Source organism: Planococcus alkaliphilus, from assembly GCF_057031095.1.
Window position 1 is genome coordinate 1,606,932 of record NZ_CM168060.1, and the last position, 19,476, is coordinate 1,626,407.

At 35.6% G+C, this 19,476-nt stretch carries 11 protein-coding genes; all 11 read right to left on the minus strand.

The window, feature by feature from the left end; all coding sequences use genetic code 11:
- Positions 1 to 23: 23 nt before the first annotated feature.
- Positions 24 to 215 carry a hypothetical protein gene (locus tag AC2EXB_RS08335; protein WP_483604379.1) on the minus strand — a complete coding sequence of 64 codons (192 nt, stop codon included), beginning with the start codon at positions 213 to 215 and terminating at the stop codon, positions 24 to 26.
- Between the two features lie 24 nt (positions 216 to 239).
- Positions 240 to 3,263, minus strand: a complete 3,024-nt coding sequence (locus tag AC2EXB_RS08340) for a phage tail spike protein (protein ID WP_483604380.1) — start codon at positions 3,261 to 3,263, stop codon at positions 240 to 242.
- A gap of 30 nt (positions 3,264 to 3,293) precedes the next feature.
- Complete coding sequence (locus AC2EXB_RS08345; RefSeq protein ID WP_483604381.1) at positions 3,294 to 4,073, minus strand: distal tail protein Dit; 780 nt, start codon at positions 4,071 to 4,073, stop codon at positions 3,294 to 3,296.
- Entirely contained in the window at positions 4,073 to 10,711 is a 6,639-nt protein-coding gene (locus AC2EXB_RS08350; protein ID WP_483604382.1) for a transglycosylase SLT domain-containing protein, read from the minus strand. The genes AC2EXB_RS08345 and AC2EXB_RS08350 overlap by 1 nt, the downstream gene beginning before the upstream one ends.
- 147 nt (positions 10,712 to 10,858) lie before the next feature.
- The gene (locus AC2EXB_RS08355) at positions 10,859 to 12,289 is read right to left on the minus strand and encodes a zinc-ribbon domain-containing protein (RefSeq protein WP_483604383.1); all 1,431 of its coding nucleotides are present in this window, start codon (positions 12,287 to 12,289) and stop codon (positions 10,859 to 10,861) included.
- A gap of 933 nt (positions 12,290 to 13,222) precedes the next feature.
- Positions 13,223 to 14,854, minus strand: a complete 1,632-nt coding sequence (locus tag AC2EXB_RS08360; protein ID WP_483604384.1) for a phage tail tape measure protein — start codon at positions 14,852 to 14,854, stop codon at positions 13,223 to 13,225.
- A gap of 99 nt (positions 14,855 to 14,953) precedes the next feature.
- Positions 14,954 to 15,565 carry a hypothetical protein gene (locus AC2EXB_RS08365; protein ID WP_483604385.1) on the minus strand — a complete coding sequence of 204 codons (612 nt, stop codon included), beginning with the start codon at positions 15,563 to 15,565 and terminating at the stop codon, positions 14,954 to 14,956.
- Positions 15,566 to 15,810: 245 nt separating this feature from the next.
- Complete coding sequence (locus AC2EXB_RS08370) at positions 15,811 to 16,773, minus strand: tyrosine-type recombinase/integrase (RefSeq protein WP_483604386.1); 963 nt, start codon at positions 16,771 to 16,773, stop codon at positions 15,811 to 15,813.
- Positions 16,774 to 16,872: 99 nt separating this feature from the next.
- Positions 16,873 to 17,346 (minus strand): hypothetical protein, encoded by a 474-nt coding sequence (locus tag AC2EXB_RS08375; protein ID WP_483604387.1) that lies wholly within the window; start codon positions 17,344 to 17,346, stop codon positions 16,873 to 16,875.
- A 1-nt stretch (position 17,347) separates the two neighbouring features.
- A complete protein-coding gene (locus AC2EXB_RS08380; RefSeq protein ID WP_483604388.1) occupies positions 17,348 to 18,007 on the minus strand; it encodes a hypothetical protein in 660 nt (219 codons plus the stop codon).
- A gap of 90 nt (positions 18,008 to 18,097) precedes the next feature.
- Positions 18,098 to 19,402, minus strand: coding sequence for an HNH endonuclease (locus tag AC2EXB_RS08385; RefSeq protein WP_483604389.1), 1,305 nt, complete (start codon positions 19,400 to 19,402; stop codon positions 18,098 to 18,100).
- Positions 19,403 to 19,476 lie beyond the last annotated feature (74 nt).

Consider the following 19,476-nt stretch of genomic DNA (forward strand, 5'->3'; position numbering starts at 1 on the left):
GGTATATATTAAATTAATATAACTTATTCTGTTGATGCTTCTTCTTGTAAAACGGGTTCAACTACTTTAATCATATGCTTGGCTAGTCCACGCTCACCGAATTGAATAAGTTGATCTGGACTGGTATTAGTAGTCGTAATAAAATCAGCTAAATCGAAATCAGCGATATGAGCTTCATATTTAGTGTTGTCGTGTAAAATAATTCTTACTTTCATTTTTTCACCTTCTATAACTATAGTTTATCCAACTGCGATAGAGCCTCTATTTACTCCATCAACAGTAACAACCAATCGTCCAGTTGCATTGTCTCTGTGTAATCTCAAATCTTGACCAACGTTTGATTTCACATAATCGTTTCCGTGACTATGACTACTTAGACTGAAATATCCAGAAGAGTAACCATTCAAAGTATTTGCGTTTCCTGCTGTTGTAGCATAGTTTGCCGTAGCAACATTTCCGACTGTTAAACCTCTTACCGTTGCTCCAGAAAAATCTAATACTCCATTGTCATTGGTATAAAATTGATAGTTAGAATTCGTAGAGAAAGTGGTCATAGAAATAAACGTGCTGTTATCTCTTAAAGGATCATAGAACTCTAAGCCAGCGCTTTTTAATGCAATTTGGTAGTTTCCGTTATTTAACAATAGTTCTCCTCTTGATAGTGTTGCTGTTTCAGAACCATTAACTGAAGAGACAGCTCCGTTGGAGAGCTTTGCAGTACCATTTCCGGTTGCGGAAGATTGAACAGTAACACCTGTGATAGTTCCTCCACTTGCAATTTGTCCTGCTGTGATAGTTCCACTAAAAGTACCATCTACACCAACTAGAGTTCCAGTAAATGTACCTCCTGCTGCACTTAAATTACCACTGAACGTTCCACTAGCTGCATTCAACGAGCCACCAAATGATCCTGTGCTTGCAATAAGATAGCCATTCGTATCTAAACTGAAAGTTTGAGTTCCTGCTGAATTATAGCCTTTTATACCGTTACCATTAAAAATAACACCTTGATTAGAGTTAGCGCCTGTACGTATATCAACAGCTCCACCTTGAACGTACAATCCTCGATAATCCATTCTGGCAAAGTTGTTAGCGTTGGTTGATTGAGTGGCTGTTATCCCATTGGAATTAAGTGAGAGGTTACTTGGAAGAGGGGCAGTTAATCTTAAATCTCCACGAATTTTAGATTCGTCTTTTAAATCAGCAACCAAAGCAGGATCAAGATGACCATTCTTCAATCCACCTACAATTTCTAATGCACCGTTATCAATCTTGATACCGTATTTACCATCTTCATATTCACCGATGGCTACACGTACATTTCCTTCTGCATCGAATACTTCTTGAAGTGAACCTGTGAAGCGTATAATTCCATTTTCGTCTTCGATTATTAAGCGAGTACCCATAATTATACGACCAATAATTCTGTCTCCAACCACACCATCAGTATTGATGCTTTGTTTCCATGTGTTTCCGCCATCATTCGAAATACTTAATATGCCAGACTGTATAACCAACATATCCATTGGATTATCAGGAGAAGTAATAGTAATACCACGATCATTAATTGTGATATTTTGTTTATATCCAGCTACGATAGCTCTCTTATTAGCATCCCAGACTGAATTAAGTAGTTCACTAACCACTCCATTTGCTTCTTCAATCATGTCCCATTTAAACTTATTCATGTTTACTTGAGTTGAAGTTTGTCCTGCGTTATAAAGCTGCTCTAACCATTTTGCACTATCATCTTTAATATCCTGCTCGTTTGCGATAACTAAGTTGATACCATCATTCTCAAAATCATATTCAATCTCAATAATTTTAGCTTGGATTTTCACATCTAGACGTTTGGATTCGGTTGTAACAATATCGCCAAGATTCAACTTTTTCCAATCATTCTGAGCTTCTACAACAGAGAGGAAGTTAATAATATTCATACTTAAACTGACTTTAGGTGTTCTAGCTTGATTAAAAGCATCCATACTCTCTTTAAGTAAATCCTCAACATCTATGATTGTGTCATTGGAATGATCTTTTTCAATGATATATTTATTCAACTCAATTAAATTATCAGGGGAGAGGTTAGCTTCAATTACTAAAGTGGCTCGTAACGTACTCCAATTTGAGTCAAGTGTAGCAATTGCAGCTTTAGATTCAGCAATCAAAGAATTATGATTGGCAATTTCAGATTCCTTAGCTTGTTTGTCAGCTATAGCTTGAGCATGTTCAGGAGTTCCAGAATATCCAGCAGTATTTAAAACAATTAATTTATCTTCAATAATCTTTAATTCAGCAATAGCTACAGAGAGTTTCTGTTCACGCTGTTGACGCTCATCTTGTTTAATAGCTAATTGCTCAGTGTAAGTCTTAAAAGCACCCTGAGCGTTCTCTAGCTTCTTATTATAGTCATCTAAAGCGATACATAATGAATCACTCATGTAGTCCGATGATTGAAGAACATTGCCATTTGAATCACGTTCGAAAGGATAGATGAACCAACTGAAATCTTCTAAATAGTTAGCACCAGTAGGAGTTAGACTACGAATAGTTAGATTGTCTTTACCGTAAACTTTAAGTCTAGTAACAATTTCTTCTGCATTTGTTGTTACATTAAATGACTCAAGATATTTACCTTCTTTAAATTTCAATCCTCTATTTGTTCCAACTAGGGAAGGATTATATAGATTGATTGTAAAATTAACTGTATCCCACACAATAACTGCATTAAACTTTTCAGCTAATTCATATACAGCTTGAAGAATAGTCTGCGATGTAATCTCGTGGCTTCTATACATTGTGTCAAAATAGGAATCAACATATCCGACTTTCCAAATAGTAGGTTCAAGAATCTCGCCCAATATTGTGCTTAACATCTTAGATACAACATTGTAATCACGAATTGTTTTGTCAGCTAATAGATAGCCTTCACTGTATAGGCGATAAGAGATAGTATCTCCACTGTCATCATAGGATTTATTCTCTTCAAGAAATACGAGATAATCAGTCATTCCATTTAAGACCAATTTCACTATGAAACGATCCTTAATCTTTTTAATCAAAGGATTGGGGACTTGTTGATGATTGCGTTCAATTACAGCAGGTATTGTAAAGTTTAATTCGTTTACTTTTCCCAATTTGACTGAATAAGTGGTGTCATATACGTCTTTAAGTGGAGCAATAACTGTTCTATCCGGTTTACACAGAAACATGGAATGCTTAATAGGTTTCAAACTTAAATCAATTTCACCAAGTTTTTTCATATATTTCCTCCTTTCTCTTTTTATAGTTTATTAATCTGCAAGATAGACATTTTGGTATTCAATTTCTAAATCAAAATCACCTGTACAAACTAATGTATTTTCATCTTCTATGAAGTCAATCCAAACACCATTATGATCTCCATAGCGATATACATTTAGATACTCCATATCCGATACAATTTCTTCATGTTCCATGTCAATGAAAACTTGTTCATCTAATGTTAAATTCTTTAATGTAAACAACTGACCTGTATCTTCATTCTTAATTGAGATATCACCTTTACTGTTACGCTTGGTAATTCTTATCTTAGGCTGAATTGTCATATCACCACTATTTAATACACTGAAACGCTGATTCTTTTTATCTAAATCTCTGACCTCCATTGTTTCAAATGCTTGAAGATGAGAATAGGTGAAAGGTGAGTTGCAGCGAACATTTAAAGTGATGTATCCGTCTTTACATCCATTGTGAAAAAGAGAAGAAGAACCTTCAAATATTGCATAGAAGATTCTATCTGAGTTTGTATCAAAGATAAGGGGAGCATAATAATCTTTCATTAACCACTTAGCTATTTGACGTAAATTTAATCTATCTCTCCATTCATGGATGAAAAAAGTCAAAGAAAAAGAGAGTGGTTCTGATTCCACTCTCTGAAAGTAAGGCTTATTATTATTAGATACTTTTGTTTCCACGATACTTCGTTCAGGGAGGAAGGCTTCTTCAAACAATCCTCCATCTGGAGAAGCGATGATAACCCCCATATCCTCTGAAGCGATTCCATCAAAAGAAAAGTTGATTGCTTCTCTCATTATTTCATCCCCTTCAATCTTCTTAGGTCATTCTGAATCTTGCTTACAAAACCTTGAGCTTCTTTTTCTGTTCCGTACATCTTATCAACATGGAAGTTGATTTCGATATTTTGTTCACCGTTGCCAGCACCAGACAGAGCAGGTTGTTTAATAGATGTCATTCTAAGTGGACTAATAAGATGCTGTAACTTTTCAATCATTGAAGCAGCTTTGAAATATTCTTTTGTATCTTTTTTATTCAAAACTAATTCATCTTCATGAAGAGTGGCTAATTTACCATGACTACCAGACCAACTTCCAGTTTCTCCACCAGTAGCAAAGCCTTGACTACTCATTCTCAATCTTTCAGCATAATCTCTGATGATTTGTTGCAAAGCAGGGGTTTGAACCGTTTTCGTTCCTTCAACCATCAAATAGTCAGCAAGCGTTCTACGCTCATCTGCGTTTAATTGACCAATGATTGCATCGAACTCAATTGCATTGTCATACTTAGAACCTGCTGCTCTACCTGCGTCAGACATATTGTGAGCTTTTTCTTTGAGGTAATTTTTTCTAACAATATTCTTTTCTTCAGGCATTACTTTTTGTTTAATAAACTTAGCCAAAGCTACCTGTAAATCAGCAGAAGCCATTGCCGGAGCATTAGTAACGGGTTTAGTATTGCCAGTCCCATTTTTAACTCCAGTGTCATAGTCTTTAGCTTTGCCTAATAAATCTAATGCCTCTTGAATCTGCTCAATCAAGTTTTGACGAATAGAAGTTCCGACAGCTTTCATTGTTCCATCTAGCGTATTTTCCAAATCAGGCATTGTATTCTTCATTTCATTCATAAAGCCTTGGAATTCATTAGATAGCTGATCGAAGTTTCCAGAAACAATATCTGCTTTGATTTTAGCAAAATGACGTTCATCATTTAACTGATCTTCATAGAATTGATTCCAATACTCTTTCAAATCTTCAATGCGCTTGACCGAATCCTCATGATTCTTATTCTCTAATTCCTCTTTATCTGCAATTTCTTTTTCTTTGGCAGTTAGGCTATCGTTTAAGCTTTCTTTACGCAAATCAATTTCACGTTGATGACGCTTTTCAGAAATATCTTCATCAATTGCATCCATTTCTTCTTGTAAAGATTTCCGTTCAGCTTTAGCTTCGAGAGAATTATCTAAAGATAAAAGGTTAATTTTATTCAAGATTTCTTGACGAGATTCTTCTAATTTATCAATCTCTTTATTGTAATCATCTGTAGTTTCTTGACGATCAATTTCATCAATGCGTTCTTGAACAATCTTGCGGAAAGCTTCCAACTCTTCAGAGTAATTTTTCATCATTTTCTCATGACGATCATTTTCAGCTTTCAGTTCTTTATCAAGTGATTTTTCATGCATCTTTTGCTTTTCTTGTAAATATCCTTTATAAGCATCAATCAAAGCGTCAGCAGCTTTATCAGCAATAGCTTTAGCAGAATCAGCAATCGATTTGTTCAAATCTGTGATTGAACCTTCGACTCCCCAAATTGCAATCCCTAAGTCTTCAATCTGCTCTTTGATTTGTTTAACTTGCTCAGCAGTTAAGCTATGAAGTAGGAGAGAGCGTTGTAGTGAATCACGTTGTTCAATTAATAGATTTTTTTGCTGTTCCAAGAATGGCATCTGATTTCTAAGCTCATTCGTATACTCGGCTGTACCTTCTTCAAGTGTGCTAAGGATACCTTTGCTTCTATCTAATGCGTATACAACATCATCTATTTGCTCTTCGAATCTAGCCATTGTGACCATAATCTGATCAAATTTAAGATTCTTCATAGCTACGTTCATACCAGCTATTTCATTAGTTAGAGCATTAGCTTTCTCTTGCATCTCTTTTAGAACATCAACAGTTAAATTACCAGAACGAATTTGTTTGTTAAGATAAGCTAATTCCTCTTCACGAACCTGTTTCTGATAACCCATAAATTGTGCTTGGCGCTCTAATGATTGCTGATAACGTCTAGAAGTTTTATCAAGTGTGTCAGTCTTAGCAATTTCTTTGTCGATGACATCTTGGTATTTCTGTACACGATCTGTATAACGCTCTAATTCTCTAGTGATGATTTCGTACTTGATTTGATTTTGGGCATTGTTTAATTGTTGAACAGAAACCATCAGCTCTTTGTTGCGTTCAGTCAATTCAGCTTTCATCTTAGCCGTAAGCATTCCAGATTTAAGAAGGGCAGCGATATTACGTTGTTCTTCTTTCTGAACTTGCATCTGAAGATTGATGTTCATTCGTTCATTTCTAAGGGACTTCTGCTCATCTTCATAATCTAAGTTTCCAGAAGCTCGTTTAGCCTGTTGAATTTCAATATTCTTCTGATACGTTCCTACACGTTGGGCATATCCTGCTGTTTGAGCTGCAACTAATTCAGCTTGTAAAGCATAGATTTGGTCTTCAGTGCCAAGAATATCTCCCTGTAATTGGAGGAGTTGTGAACGTGCATTGTCAACTGCTGCTTCGCCATCAGCAATAATCTTACTTTGTTCAGCCGCAGTCGTACCAGTAGAGCTAGTTGAACCAGAACCTTTTGTTGAATTATAAGTAGATGTAACTTTGGCAACATAATTCTTAGTTTCTCTGAAAGGGGGAATGCCACCATATTTCCGAACATTTCCGGGACCAGCGTTATAGGCAGCTAATGCTTTCTCAATGTTTCCGCCAAATGCTTTAAGTTGTTGAGCAATATACTTAGTTCCGCCATCAATATTCTGAGCAGGGTCATAAGAATTTTTAACGCCCAATCCTTTAGCAGTTGCAGGCATCAATTGCATTAGCCCTCTTGCTCCAGCATGAGATTTAGCATTAGGATTGAAGTTAGATTCTTGCTTAATCATTGCAGCGACTAGGAAGGGATCGACGCCATATTTCTTAGCAGAAGCATTGATTTGAGTAGCATATTGACCAGAGTAACTTCCAACTGCCGTTCTAGCTGTCCCACCGGCTTTAGCTTGGTCTAAATAGCTTCTAGAGTTAAAACTTTGATTATTGGCGTTGCGTGTTTCATAGTGCAGGTGAGAACCTGTTGATTTTCCTGTACTTCCAATCTCTCCAAGTTTCATACCTGTTGCTACCTTGTCACCAATTTTAACTGCAACCTTAGATAGGTGAGCATAGATATGCTTAATTCCGTTTTCAGCTTGAACCATTACATAATTACCGAAGCCATTACCTGCATTTCCTGCAAATGTAACCTTACCTGCAACGTTAGCATCTAGACGAGTACCTGTAGCACCTTTTATATCATTTCCAGCGTGCCAAGTTTTCTTACCGGTAAACGGATCAGTTCTCCAGCCATAGTTTGAAGAAATAGCCCCGCCCCAACCAGATAGTTTTTTAGTTGAGCTACCACCACTTGCTTGAGATGCTGAAACTACACCGGTTCCGATAATCTTACCAGCTTCAATTTGTTTCTGAAGCTCTTTAGCTTGGTCAGCTAATAGTTTCTTCTTATCCTGTTGAAGCTTTATTTCTTTTTGTAGGCTGTCTTGATATTCTTTGCTATATTCAGGGAACTTAGCAGTCGTAGAATTCTGCTTCTTGATGACTAATTCTAATTGTTCTAAAGCTCGCTTATATTTGTCAGCAAGGAAAATAGATTTCTCCATTTCTTTGTTCTTCTTAGCTTCAGCTTCAGTTTGCTTTCTAGTTGCTGCTGTGTTTTTGTTCGCTGAGGTGGTTGTATTTCCCATTACTGCATCAGAAGTTTCAAGAGTATTGATGTAGCTACGTTGAGTTTCTGTTAATCCTGTAAGTTGAGCATCATAAGTGTGAGCTGATCTAGCTGCCATATCTGATGATGCTTTGAATGCAACCGATGTAGCTTGGAAGGAAATCGCTGCTGCACCCAGACCTGCTAATGACGCTGCCGCCGCTGCTGCTTGCATACCACTCGATTGAACAGCCATTGCTTGACCTAGAGTATTTAATGCACGGATTTGCTCATTGATATGCTGAATTTTAGCTTTGGTTGAAACTAGGGAAGACAACACTGAATCTTCATTGGCAGTTAATTGACCATCACGACTAGCTTTTAAAGCTGCTCGAAGTACATCATTGGCGTTTAACTCTTCTTGGATAGCTTCAATTTTATCTTTAGTTAAATCAACAGAAGTAGCATCCATTTTGAAGAGGTGAGGGTATAAATCAATTAATGATTGCTTAGTTGAATTTAAATTAGCTTCAGCAGCCGCATATTCATCTGTGTCTTCTTTGAGAGTGCTAAGGATGTCTGATTGCATTTGATGCATCCAAATCAATTCATCTGAATCGTCTACTAATTGCTGACTTACACCTGACAGATGATCAATTGCATCTTTAAGAGCATAGATATCTTCAGCTTCATCACTCGCTGATTCTCCTGCTTCATCAAATGCTGCTGCCGCTGCACGTGACTCTTCAACTGACATACCAGAGGCTTCCGCACTATCTCTGATAGCTTTTTCTTGTGCCATTAGATTACTAATATACGTATCTAATCCTGAAGATAATGTGTTCCACTCAGGGGTATCTATTTGTAACCCACTAGCATCTAGAATAGCTTTCTTCAATTCTGCAAATGTTCTTTTAGCAGATGATTCAAGTTTAGAGAAGTCTGTTTCAGCATTGTTGGTAAGTTGAGTAATAGCCCCGTCAAGCGAACCCATTGCATTTTCTAAGTCTTGATTACCATCCATATTCTCAAACAAATTAGCAATTGGTTTAACATCGCTTGCTTTATCCGAAATGTTTGCTAAGTCAGTGACAATGTTAGAAGTCATTTCTTTTGTAGAATCAGATAAGTCTTTGTTTGCTAGAATTCTTTTCTCCATATTAGCTGTATATTGGCTTGTAAGATAAGCTTGAGCAGAGTTCATTTGTGCGGTAGCTTGTCTATAGCTATCTAGCTCTTTAGATAAGTCATCAATGGTATCTTGTACTTCTTTTCCTTCAGGAGTATTTCCCTTGCCTTCGGACGCAAGACGTTTTTTAACCTCATTGAAGTGAATGAGGGCAGATTCCATATCTTTGATACCTTTAATCTCACCATCATATACATTAGAAGTAGTCCAACTATTCGTAGCCTGATCTTTAAAGTTAGCTAGATATATTTTTTTAGCAGCCGCTTGAGATTCCAATAACTTCTCATTTTCAGCAATCTTAGCGTTAACATCTTCTTGGTTTTGAATATCGAGTAGTGCTTGTTCAGCCTCAACTTGCGACTCAATTAATTTTATTCTACTCTCAATAGCAGAAGAGCTACCTAAGATACTCTGTCCATATGAATCCTCGCCAAGAACTAAGTGAGGCATCAAACCAGCTAAACGTTCAGATGTTTCATAGAATTTATTTCTCTTATCTATATCATCTGGATTTTGTTTCATAGCTTCTTGTAGCTTACCGTAGTCAGTCACAAGAGAATTAATTTCATCTTTATTCTTTGTGAATGACTCAACTAAAGCTTTATTCTCAGTAGCCATTTGTTCTTGTATCTCTCTAGCTTTTGCAGTTGCAGACATTAGTTTTTCAGTAATGAATCCTAGTGCAATAAATGCTGCACCAATAGCTCCTGTTGAGATCAACAGAGTTCTCATAGAAGCGCTCATTAAAGTAAATCCACCTGCTGCTGTTCGAGCTGTTGTTCCAGCTAGTGTATTAGCAGTTGCGCCATTTCTAGTGGCAATAGCTGAATTGACTGCTGCTTGTGCTTGCGCTCTTTGAGCTGTAGTCATGCCAATTACGGAAGAGGTGGCTTTTGTAGAAGCAACAGTTCCAGTAACAATTGCAGTAGACAATCTATTATTATTTTGAATCGCAGCTTGTTGAGTTGCTGATAGGGTAGCAAATGATGCTCCAAGAGTTCTATTTGATACAGCATTTTGTGATAAGCTTGCTGCTAAGGCTCTATGAGCTGTACTAGTAGTTGCTGTAGCTGCTGTCATTCTACCCATACTTGAAACTGCTGTAGCAGACGATGCAGATAAAACATTATAGGCTTTAGCTTGTGCAATTATTGGTGCTGCTGCTGTAGCTGTTGAAGCTTTAGATGTGGCAGCAAATTTAGCAAACGCTACCGTGCTAGTACCAATTGAAACCATTAAATCTCTGAATCCTTTTGATAATAAAGAAACTGCAATACTTGCTGTTCCTAATACAAGAGGTAAAGCTCCAAACGTTTCAGTGAATTTAGTTACAGCTCCGAGGAACTGACCAAATACTTTAATACCTTGAATCATACCTTCAGTCAGGAATGCGTCTCCGAAAGCCAATGCCAATTTTTCAACTTCAACTCTTGCTAAATTGATTCTAGCTTGAAGAGATTTCATGTACTTTTCGTTCTCATCCATAGCTGATCCAGTTGAATCTTTAGATGACTCATACATGGATTTATACATAGAGTCTACAGAACCTAAATCATCGAGTAGGGCAGTAAGTCGACTTATGTGATATTTTCCGGCTAAGCCTTCGTAAACTTCCATTTTACTAACATCAGAAATTCCTTTAATTTTCTCGCTAACCTCTGTATAAATTTGCATGACATCACGCATATTGTTCTGATCATCAACTAAAGAAATTCCAAGACTCTCTAATATTCCTTGTGCTTTATTGCTTGTCAATCTTGGCAAAATTGCCTTCACGAAGTTCGATTTTTTGAACCCTCAGTTTCCTGATATTTAAAAGGGACTAGACTATACCATAAACTTATATTTAAAATGAATTAATAAAACACACAGTATCGACCAAAATACTGTGTGTTTGAGTGTTTTATTAAGTTAAAATTTAACGCTTTTGAAGTTTACATATTCATCTTCATAAATCCAATAATAACCTTTGCTTCTTACTAGTTTATGAAAAGGGGCTTTACTGGTTTTTACATAGCTTTTACATGCATCATTTGCTGATTTGACACTATCGTATCTGCAAATGATATTTCCGTAGAAGTCGATTTGAAGAACAGGTTTTTTAACTTTATCATATCTATCTTTAGGGTTATACTCACAATAGCCTAGCTCTTTTCCCATTTTCAAGTATCTTCTAACAGCGTTTTTACTAATTTTTAGTTTGTCAGTTATTTGCATTACTCTAAAACCTGAATTCCAAAGATTCCATGTTTCAACTGTCAATAAATTATGTCTAATATCCAGCTTATCAAAAGTTTCTTTGGTTAAGGAGAACTTTTCTTTTAAATAACTATTCATAATTGAATTTACTATCCAGTTCATTTCACTGATTCTAGCATCAATAACAATATAGTGAGTCACACCATTTTCTTTCGCTAAACGTTCTTTGAGAGCATCATTTTCTTTTTCTTCTTGAAGAGTTCTTTTACCTCTAGCTGATTGATAATAATGTTGCTCTCCGTGCGCTTCAATAATCATATTAAGAGAAGGAATATAGAAATCATATCTTCTTTCTTTAGACCAAGAGAATGAAATTTCGTGAGAGAATACTATTTCCAGTTTTTTAAGAATAGAATAGATCACTTTTTCACCTAAGCTCAAGCTATCAGAACACTTCTTGCATTTAATACCTCGTCTATAAAGAGAATTTATTGAGTCAGTATTGACATTTTTACAATCTAGACATTCCCATTTAACCTTTTTACTGCTACCAAACGTATTAAAATAACCCTCGTTGGAATCTTTAAGAATTGAAGCTATATGAGGGTGCGTTGTCCATAAATCGTTAAAACCTCTTAGGGCTTTAGGGTTGTGGACACAATAAGGACAAGAGGTATCTCCTTGGAATCTATTGTGTGTTGTCGCTTGCCACTCATGACCACATTCTCCAATCCACCATACTTTCTTTGTGTTCCCACATACGATTTGATCTGGAGTCAACTCACCGTTCTTGATAGGATGCCATTGAGCAGCAAGATGTGGATTTCTTGAAGAAAGGGAATTGGTATGGTTAATCCTATAACCGGAGCAATATGGACATCCTCTATCATTCACTTTTTTGTTTATAGACATGTCATAACTACTTTTGCATTGAGGACATAGCCACCAAGCTTTTTTGCCAGAACCTTTTGTCATTTGGTAAATATCTAAATTAATATCATCATTCTTTTTGAAATTCCAAATCTTCCATAGAGAAGGCTTTGATTTCAACATAGAATTATCTTTAAGATTTTGCATTCTATTTAAATTTAAAACTTTTCCATTAGCTAGATTCGTTTCAAATTCCTTTATTTCCATTGTCATTTTAATTACCCCCCAATAAGTAATGTCCCAATTTATAAACAATAGGGAAGTAGACATTGGGTATCTACTTGTCAATAAGGCTCATGACTTCCTTATCTATCCCTAAATATAATTATAGTTTATTTAATTATTAATGTCAATTATTTGGTCGAATATAATTCATTTTATATAAGTTTCGCCTTGGTAGTCGTTGAGAGCTTACCATATCCGAGAGGGGAGTTAGGTCTATCTCTGCTGATTGTCCAATCCTTTATGTTTTCAGATGTTTCTATCGTTTCCAATATAAACTACTAATAAAGGCTCTAAGGAGTTTCCAGCATATTCAGCGTTTGCTATGCACATCGCTGTGAATAGGGGCAAATTTTACCCACTTCGTTACCTGATTGTTTGGTGCTTGCAGTTCAATTTTGTTATCGTAAAGGCTTTTTATCCTCTACTTCTTATAATTTCTTATAAGTTCGGCATACATTTTCTACTATATTTAGTAGTCGGATACTCTTGGAGATATTCTAGTCTTACCTTAAAAGTAAGGATCAATCTCTATGCTCTACGATGTCCTATAAGTATTACCTTATAGGATTATCTCGGTATTGCCATATCTAATTAGACTTAGGTTTCACCGATATTACCCGATTTAACTACGGCAAATGCTTACCGTACCAATTACTGCGTTTAACTGCGTTGGCGTTTCAGTACTATCGTTTCCATAGTACCTCTTATAATTTCTCATAAGACCAGACTATATCTTCATCCCATTCAGAATGCTCTCCGTTTCGAATTCACTTGAATCCTACGTCTTTCGACTAGTCGTTGAACGTTCACCGTTTAAGGTGCTTCGCTGCTGATTGCCCAATCCAAATCATTTTCAAACATTCACGCACATCGTTTCCGATCACGTTGTAGTTGATTTGGCTCTAAGGGTATTCCAGACAATTAGAAGAGTTTTACTTCAACAAAAAAATTGTTATCGAAGTCCAATCCCATAGCTCTGGCTGTCGCACCTGCACGTGCTTGTCCTTGAGCTAGTTTTTCCGTAGTTGTTGCATAATTATTGGAAATATTATTCCAACTATCGATGATGCCCATCGCATCTTTTGCGTCCATTTTCCACTGAACTAAAGAGGCTGTCATATACTCAGATGCTTGTTGTGCTGTGATCTCACCAACGTTAGAGGCAACCAGTCCTGCATCAGCTAATCCTGCTAATTCGTCACCTTTAAATCCTTGTCTCGCAAATTCGGTATATGAATCTAGCACTGAACTCAATGATTGACCGAATCTTTCAGCAGCTTGAGTTGCACTATCAAACAGACCTTCAAAATCAGTATCTTCCGCCATAACCTTGCTTAGGTTCGTCATTTTGGTGTCTATATCAAGAATAATTGATCCCATTTCTCGGGCGGAACGTATCGTGCCAAAAAACAATGTTGATGCAGCCATCCAAATTGGGAACTTAGTTAAAGCCTGCTGCATAGCGCCAATTAAACCAATACTATCCCTTGATGCGCTAGCTGCTTCGGCACTCATACGCCTCAAAGCTATTCTATTCTCAGCAATAGTCTGTCCAAACTTTTTATTTGAAGCATCCAATGCTTGAGTTTGTCTTAATAGCTTAGTAGCGCCATCTGTGTCATAACCTTTTCCAGCAGTTCTTATAGCACGTTCAATATCAATAATTAAGTTTTTACGCTTATTTTCATTATCAATTAAACGTCTTTGATTGGCTTCTTGTTCTTTTTGAGCTGTACCTAGGCTCTTTGTTGCTTGAACAGATTCGCTTATTCTTTGATTTAATCTAGCGTAACCAGCTTCAATTGAGTTTGCATTGCCTCCTGAAGAAGCTTTAAGCATTGCAGCAGTTAATTCACCAAATTGTTTTTCTGTAATTTTGCCTTCATTTCTCAATTTAGTGAGTGAAGCTGTAGTAGCTTTTTCTAGTTTACTAGCATTAGCAATACTACTGTCTACTGCTTTGCTATCAAGAACTGGAATAAAAACAGGAGAGCCACCATTTCGATCACCAATCTGAACCTTTTGCATCTTCATTCTTTCCATTTGACCTTGAAGATTTCTATAGGCTACAGTAACAGCGTCAATCTCTTTCGTAGCAGTTGCAGCTCCATCATTCTTAATGTTCTTATAGTCGACATTTATTTTTACATCTTTTAAGCCTTTAAAAGCATCTTTAATTTCGTTGATGTCGCCTTTAATACCTTTTCCTACAGACTTCTTAAAATGTGAACCTAAATGACCGAAAGCTTTTTCAATCTCTTTACTGGATGTCTTAAATTCTTTCTCAGAAAGTTTAGCTGATTCTTTAGCCTCATCGCCAATGCCTTTCATTCCAGCTTTAACTTCTTGAGCGCTCTTAACTAACTTGCTGAAATCCATAGTGGCTAGCTGATTTAGGGATTTAATAGCTTGTGGATCAATCTTGATATCAATCTTAACTTCTTTGAGCTTCTTTTGAATTTCGTCTATTTGTACATTTAAATTCTTCTGTGACTCGCCACTGTTTACGCCTAATTTTACGAGCAATTCTATATTGTTTCCGGTTAGTGCCATCGTATTGCTCCTTTCTAAATCTTATAACTCATTAATAAAAATGAGCAAAATAAAAAACGACCCCTAGCTAACGAGTCGTTTCAATAATTATATTGATTTTTATTCAACATACATATTATGTTTTTCCATTGCATTAATCATAGCCTCTAATGAAATACTAGCTTCTCCAAATTCTTCAGCAGCTAATTTCTGATACACCTTATCTAAATCGACAACATACTTCTTCATGTAGGAATTCTTATTCTGAACGTGCATCACAAAGCTATTAAAATGACTAGCTACTTCTCGTTCCACATCATTAGAGGGGGAGAGGTAGAAGCTTTCTAAGTAAACATCGTGTTCTCTAAGCTTGTCTTCATATTCTTCAATCAACTTATCATCTCTTGAGAATTTATTCATATCTCCAAGTTTTTGGATATAAGGTTTGTCATAATTATAAGTTTCAAAGTCATCCCAAAATCTTTTCAACTCACCATAAAACTCTTCATCAACTGTTCCATCCATTACAGCTAAAGGTAACTGATCTGATTTATCTTCAATAGGGGTAGCAGTTCTCGATGCTAATGTATCTTCCTCTTCTGATTTAACCTCAGTATTAGTTTCAACAGCTCTACCATTCTCAGCTTCAGCAGAGCATCCAATCAACAATCCAACACTCAATAATACAAACAGCAATCCAAATTTTCTTTTACTCCTCAATCCAACTTTCATATAAATTCCCCCAATAAGTTTATTCCATGACATAATCAATGTAGTTTTAATTTACAATTTTATCTATTATACCATTTATATACCTTATTGAGTAAATTGTCAAACTACTTAATTTATAATTTATTTAATTGAAATGGAAAGGGGAGGGAATATGATTTGCGATAAAATGTTCGCTTTATTTTTTAACTCAAACACTCAATGAACAGTCCTGAAAGGGGGGCAGGACTGCTTTATCAATGTTCTAATTAAAAAATATCATCCAATTCATCATCAGTGTCTCTGATAACATACATCTGGGTAGTCTCGCTTGACTCATGCTGGAGCAGGGTTTTTACCTTATCAATAGACATTCCTTGCTCAATCATATGAGTAGCTCTGGATCGTCTTAAACTGTGTGGAGCAAATCCGATTGTTCCCATAATAGGATTAAATTTATCTGTAAACCATGCGTTAAAAGTAGAAGGGGCAAGTGGTTCAACTCTACCGTCTTTAAATTTACGTACAAAGATTTCATCTACGTCATCTTCACCACGTACATTAATCCAATCTAATAAGGCATTTCTAACTACATCGTCATAAGCTAATTTAATACGCTTACCATTTTTACCTCTACCTTTTCCTCTAATTTCAGGAGTCATGTAGTAATCTTTATCCTTAACCTTAGGCATTTCTAGGAAGCTCTTCTTAAATTGTGCAATCTCTGAACGTCTAGCACCTGTATAGTAACTGGTAATCAAATACGCTACCATTTGCAACTCATTTTGATCTCTAAGCGTTTGTAATAATAATTCAAACTCTTCGAGTGGTATAGCTTTCTTTTCTCTAACAAACTCTTTAGGTGGGTTAGCTACAGCTTTAGAATAGATATTTCTAAACATAGGGAAGTCTTCACCATAATAAACTTCAACATATCCTGCTAAAGAAGAGACTGCTGAACGTTTAAACTTAACAGCATTCGAAGATAAACCAGCGCTCATAAGTGTGTTCTGGTATTTTAAGGCGTCACGAGCCTTGAGCTGGTGAATTGGTTTGTTCATGCAATTTTTATAAACCCAGCTAAAAAATATACGGAGCGCACTTTCATATTGTTTTAGTGTCTGATCTGATAATTGTTGCTGCTCTAAAAACTCCTGCATAATCATCTGATTAAACTCATTAACCTTTTCTTCAAATTCCTTCTTAGGTAAACTCACAAGTCTTTCACTCAATTATTCCACTTCCATATTCTATTATATTTTATAGTTTATTTAATTATCTTATTATAACTACATGCTCATATAAGCCTCTCTCGTAATCGTAGAGAAGAGTTAGCGTACTTGAAAGCCTCGCTTAGATAACTCACTCTTCAAAGCATTTAGCAATTGTGCAGGATTACTACGAAGCCTAATAGCTGTTTCTTCAGCAAACTTACGTGGCTTACTCCATTCACCAACTGAATTCCAATGCTTACCAGCAAAACCTTCACCATATTCAATTAAGTCAGCAGTATATTCACCTTGCAAGCTATCGTTACCTTTAGTTAAGTTTTCAAATGTTAATTTAACTCCATTTCCTTCAACAAAAACTTCCGTAATTTGCATGTTGCGAGGATCGGACAAACCTCCATTATCTTCACGTCTTTCATAAGATTCAGGAGAGTAAGCAGCATATACTACTTCTTCAACAGCTTTAGACATTTCCTCAGCCATAATGCGTTCTATTTCACCTGATTTAAATAGCAGTTCATATAAGTTTTTCTGAACATACGTTTCTAAATCATTCAAATTAGTAAACTTAGGCATCCTAACTCAACACATTTCTATACGTTTCTGTATTCTGCAATTTAGATTTAATGACAGGAGATTGAACCATATTATATGATTCTTGCTGAATCTTGGCTTGAGCTTCTAATGCTTTAGCTGAACCTTCGATATGTTTCTCAATCTTATCGGTTACTTTTAAAATTTCATTTGGATCAAGAATATCTTCGAGAATCGTATAATATAATCCAGTTGAAACTAAAGCATTCAATGCTGAAATATCTTGTTCCAATGTGCTATCACGTAATTCATCTTCAAAATGTGTGAAGTGCTTAATTATTAGATATGAGATATGCATCCCTAGATGAGAATCTTGTGTGAAATATTCAATTCCGTTTTCTTCTGCATATTTAATCTTGTCGAAGCATTCATTAATCAATTCCTGAATCTTAAATTCATCAAAAATTTTATAATACTTGATTACCTCGTTAGTTTCTTCATTGATTACATAAGTAGATAACTTATTAATTTCAGCTTCTTTTTCTTGAATCGACTTGAGACTTAATTTCTTCTGTCTAGGTTTCTTAGGTTGAGATGAGGGAGTGGGGGACTTCTTAGATTTATTTGATTTAGTTGGTGATTTAGTTGATTTATTTTCAGTTTGTTCAGTTGAATCGGTAGGGTTAGTTACTTTAATTGGCATTGATTATTCCTCCTTGGGTTCATTTTGTGATATTAAATCAACAAAAAAGAGGAGTAGATTTAACTACTCGCTCTAGTTTGTTATAGTTTATTAAATAGCTAAATTTTCATATAATTCTTCAATGTATTCTTCGTATTGTTCTCTTGTATTCCCGTTATACCCGTAAAGTTTATGAAAGTCCATATGACATGGCTTACAAAGGGTAATTCCATTGTCTAAATCCACTCTTAAATCAATAGCCCATTCATAACCGTCAAGATGATGTGCATTTAAAATGACTTCTTTCCCATTGCTACAGCATTGGCAAGTATAGTTATCTCTTTCGTAAACCTGCTTTCTCCATCTATCGTATTCTTTATATTTACGATTTCTGATTCTTTCTTCTTCAGTCGTCTCAGAAATCCACATAGGATGATCTTCACCGGAAGGATTTCTATTATCACAAGCAGGGCAATTAGGATGTTTTAAAAACTGATATAAATGTTTCTTTGCATACTCACCGCAAGAACATTTATAGTTTAAAAGATTAGTGGCAAGTACAGACTCATCATCCAGTAAAATACATCCATAGCCAGCAAAAATAGCTCTCATATCTTCCAAACTTCTTCTTTCTTTTCCTGAACACTTTTTACAATGAGGAGTTCTTTTAAAATTAGGGAAATATCCTTCATCTGTTTCTCCACATTTACATTTATATAATATTTTACTTTTTATATTTTCATATCCACTTATATATTCAAGTCCAATTTCCAACATAGCAGCAATAATAGTTTCTTCAGTATGTTGTAAAATTATACCTTCACATTCATAGCATGTAGGATTATCAACTATAGTTTTAAATGTAACATGTCTAATGTGTCCTTTTGAACACTTAAAATCATGCTTAGTCTTAGCAGAGATATATTTAAAATTATCGTCCACTGTATAGCCAGCTTCTTTAAGAATTGTTTGTACTTCTTCAGGCTTTCTTCTCTTTCCTGATCCAACGCCTTCTTGTGAGCAAATTTTACAGCTCTTTCCGTCTCCATTTGTAGGTTCGAATCTATTAAAAACTCTATAGCTACTTTCATAGATTGGATGACCTTGTGAACACTGTAGATTAAATATTGTTCCTTTTCTGTTGTCATTCCTAACAAAATTAACTATCTTGTATCCATATTTCTCAACATGTTCTATTATTTCTTGTTTACTAATTTTGATACCGTTGCTTCCGCAACAAGGACAAAAACCACCAAGGGTAATTCCATTCCATGTTTTAGTAAATTTCGTATCGCAAATTAAGCACTCTAATTGTAGTTTTTCTTTACTACTTATATACTCGTTGCTTGTGATTATAATGTCTTTATTTAATTCATATAGTCTTTGTTTTATTTCTTTCATTGTTAACTGTGCCATTTAATCTGCTCCTAGATTCTTATTTGCTCCAGTTTATATGTAAAAAAGAGAAGGGAAGATGGAGCGTCTTCCTT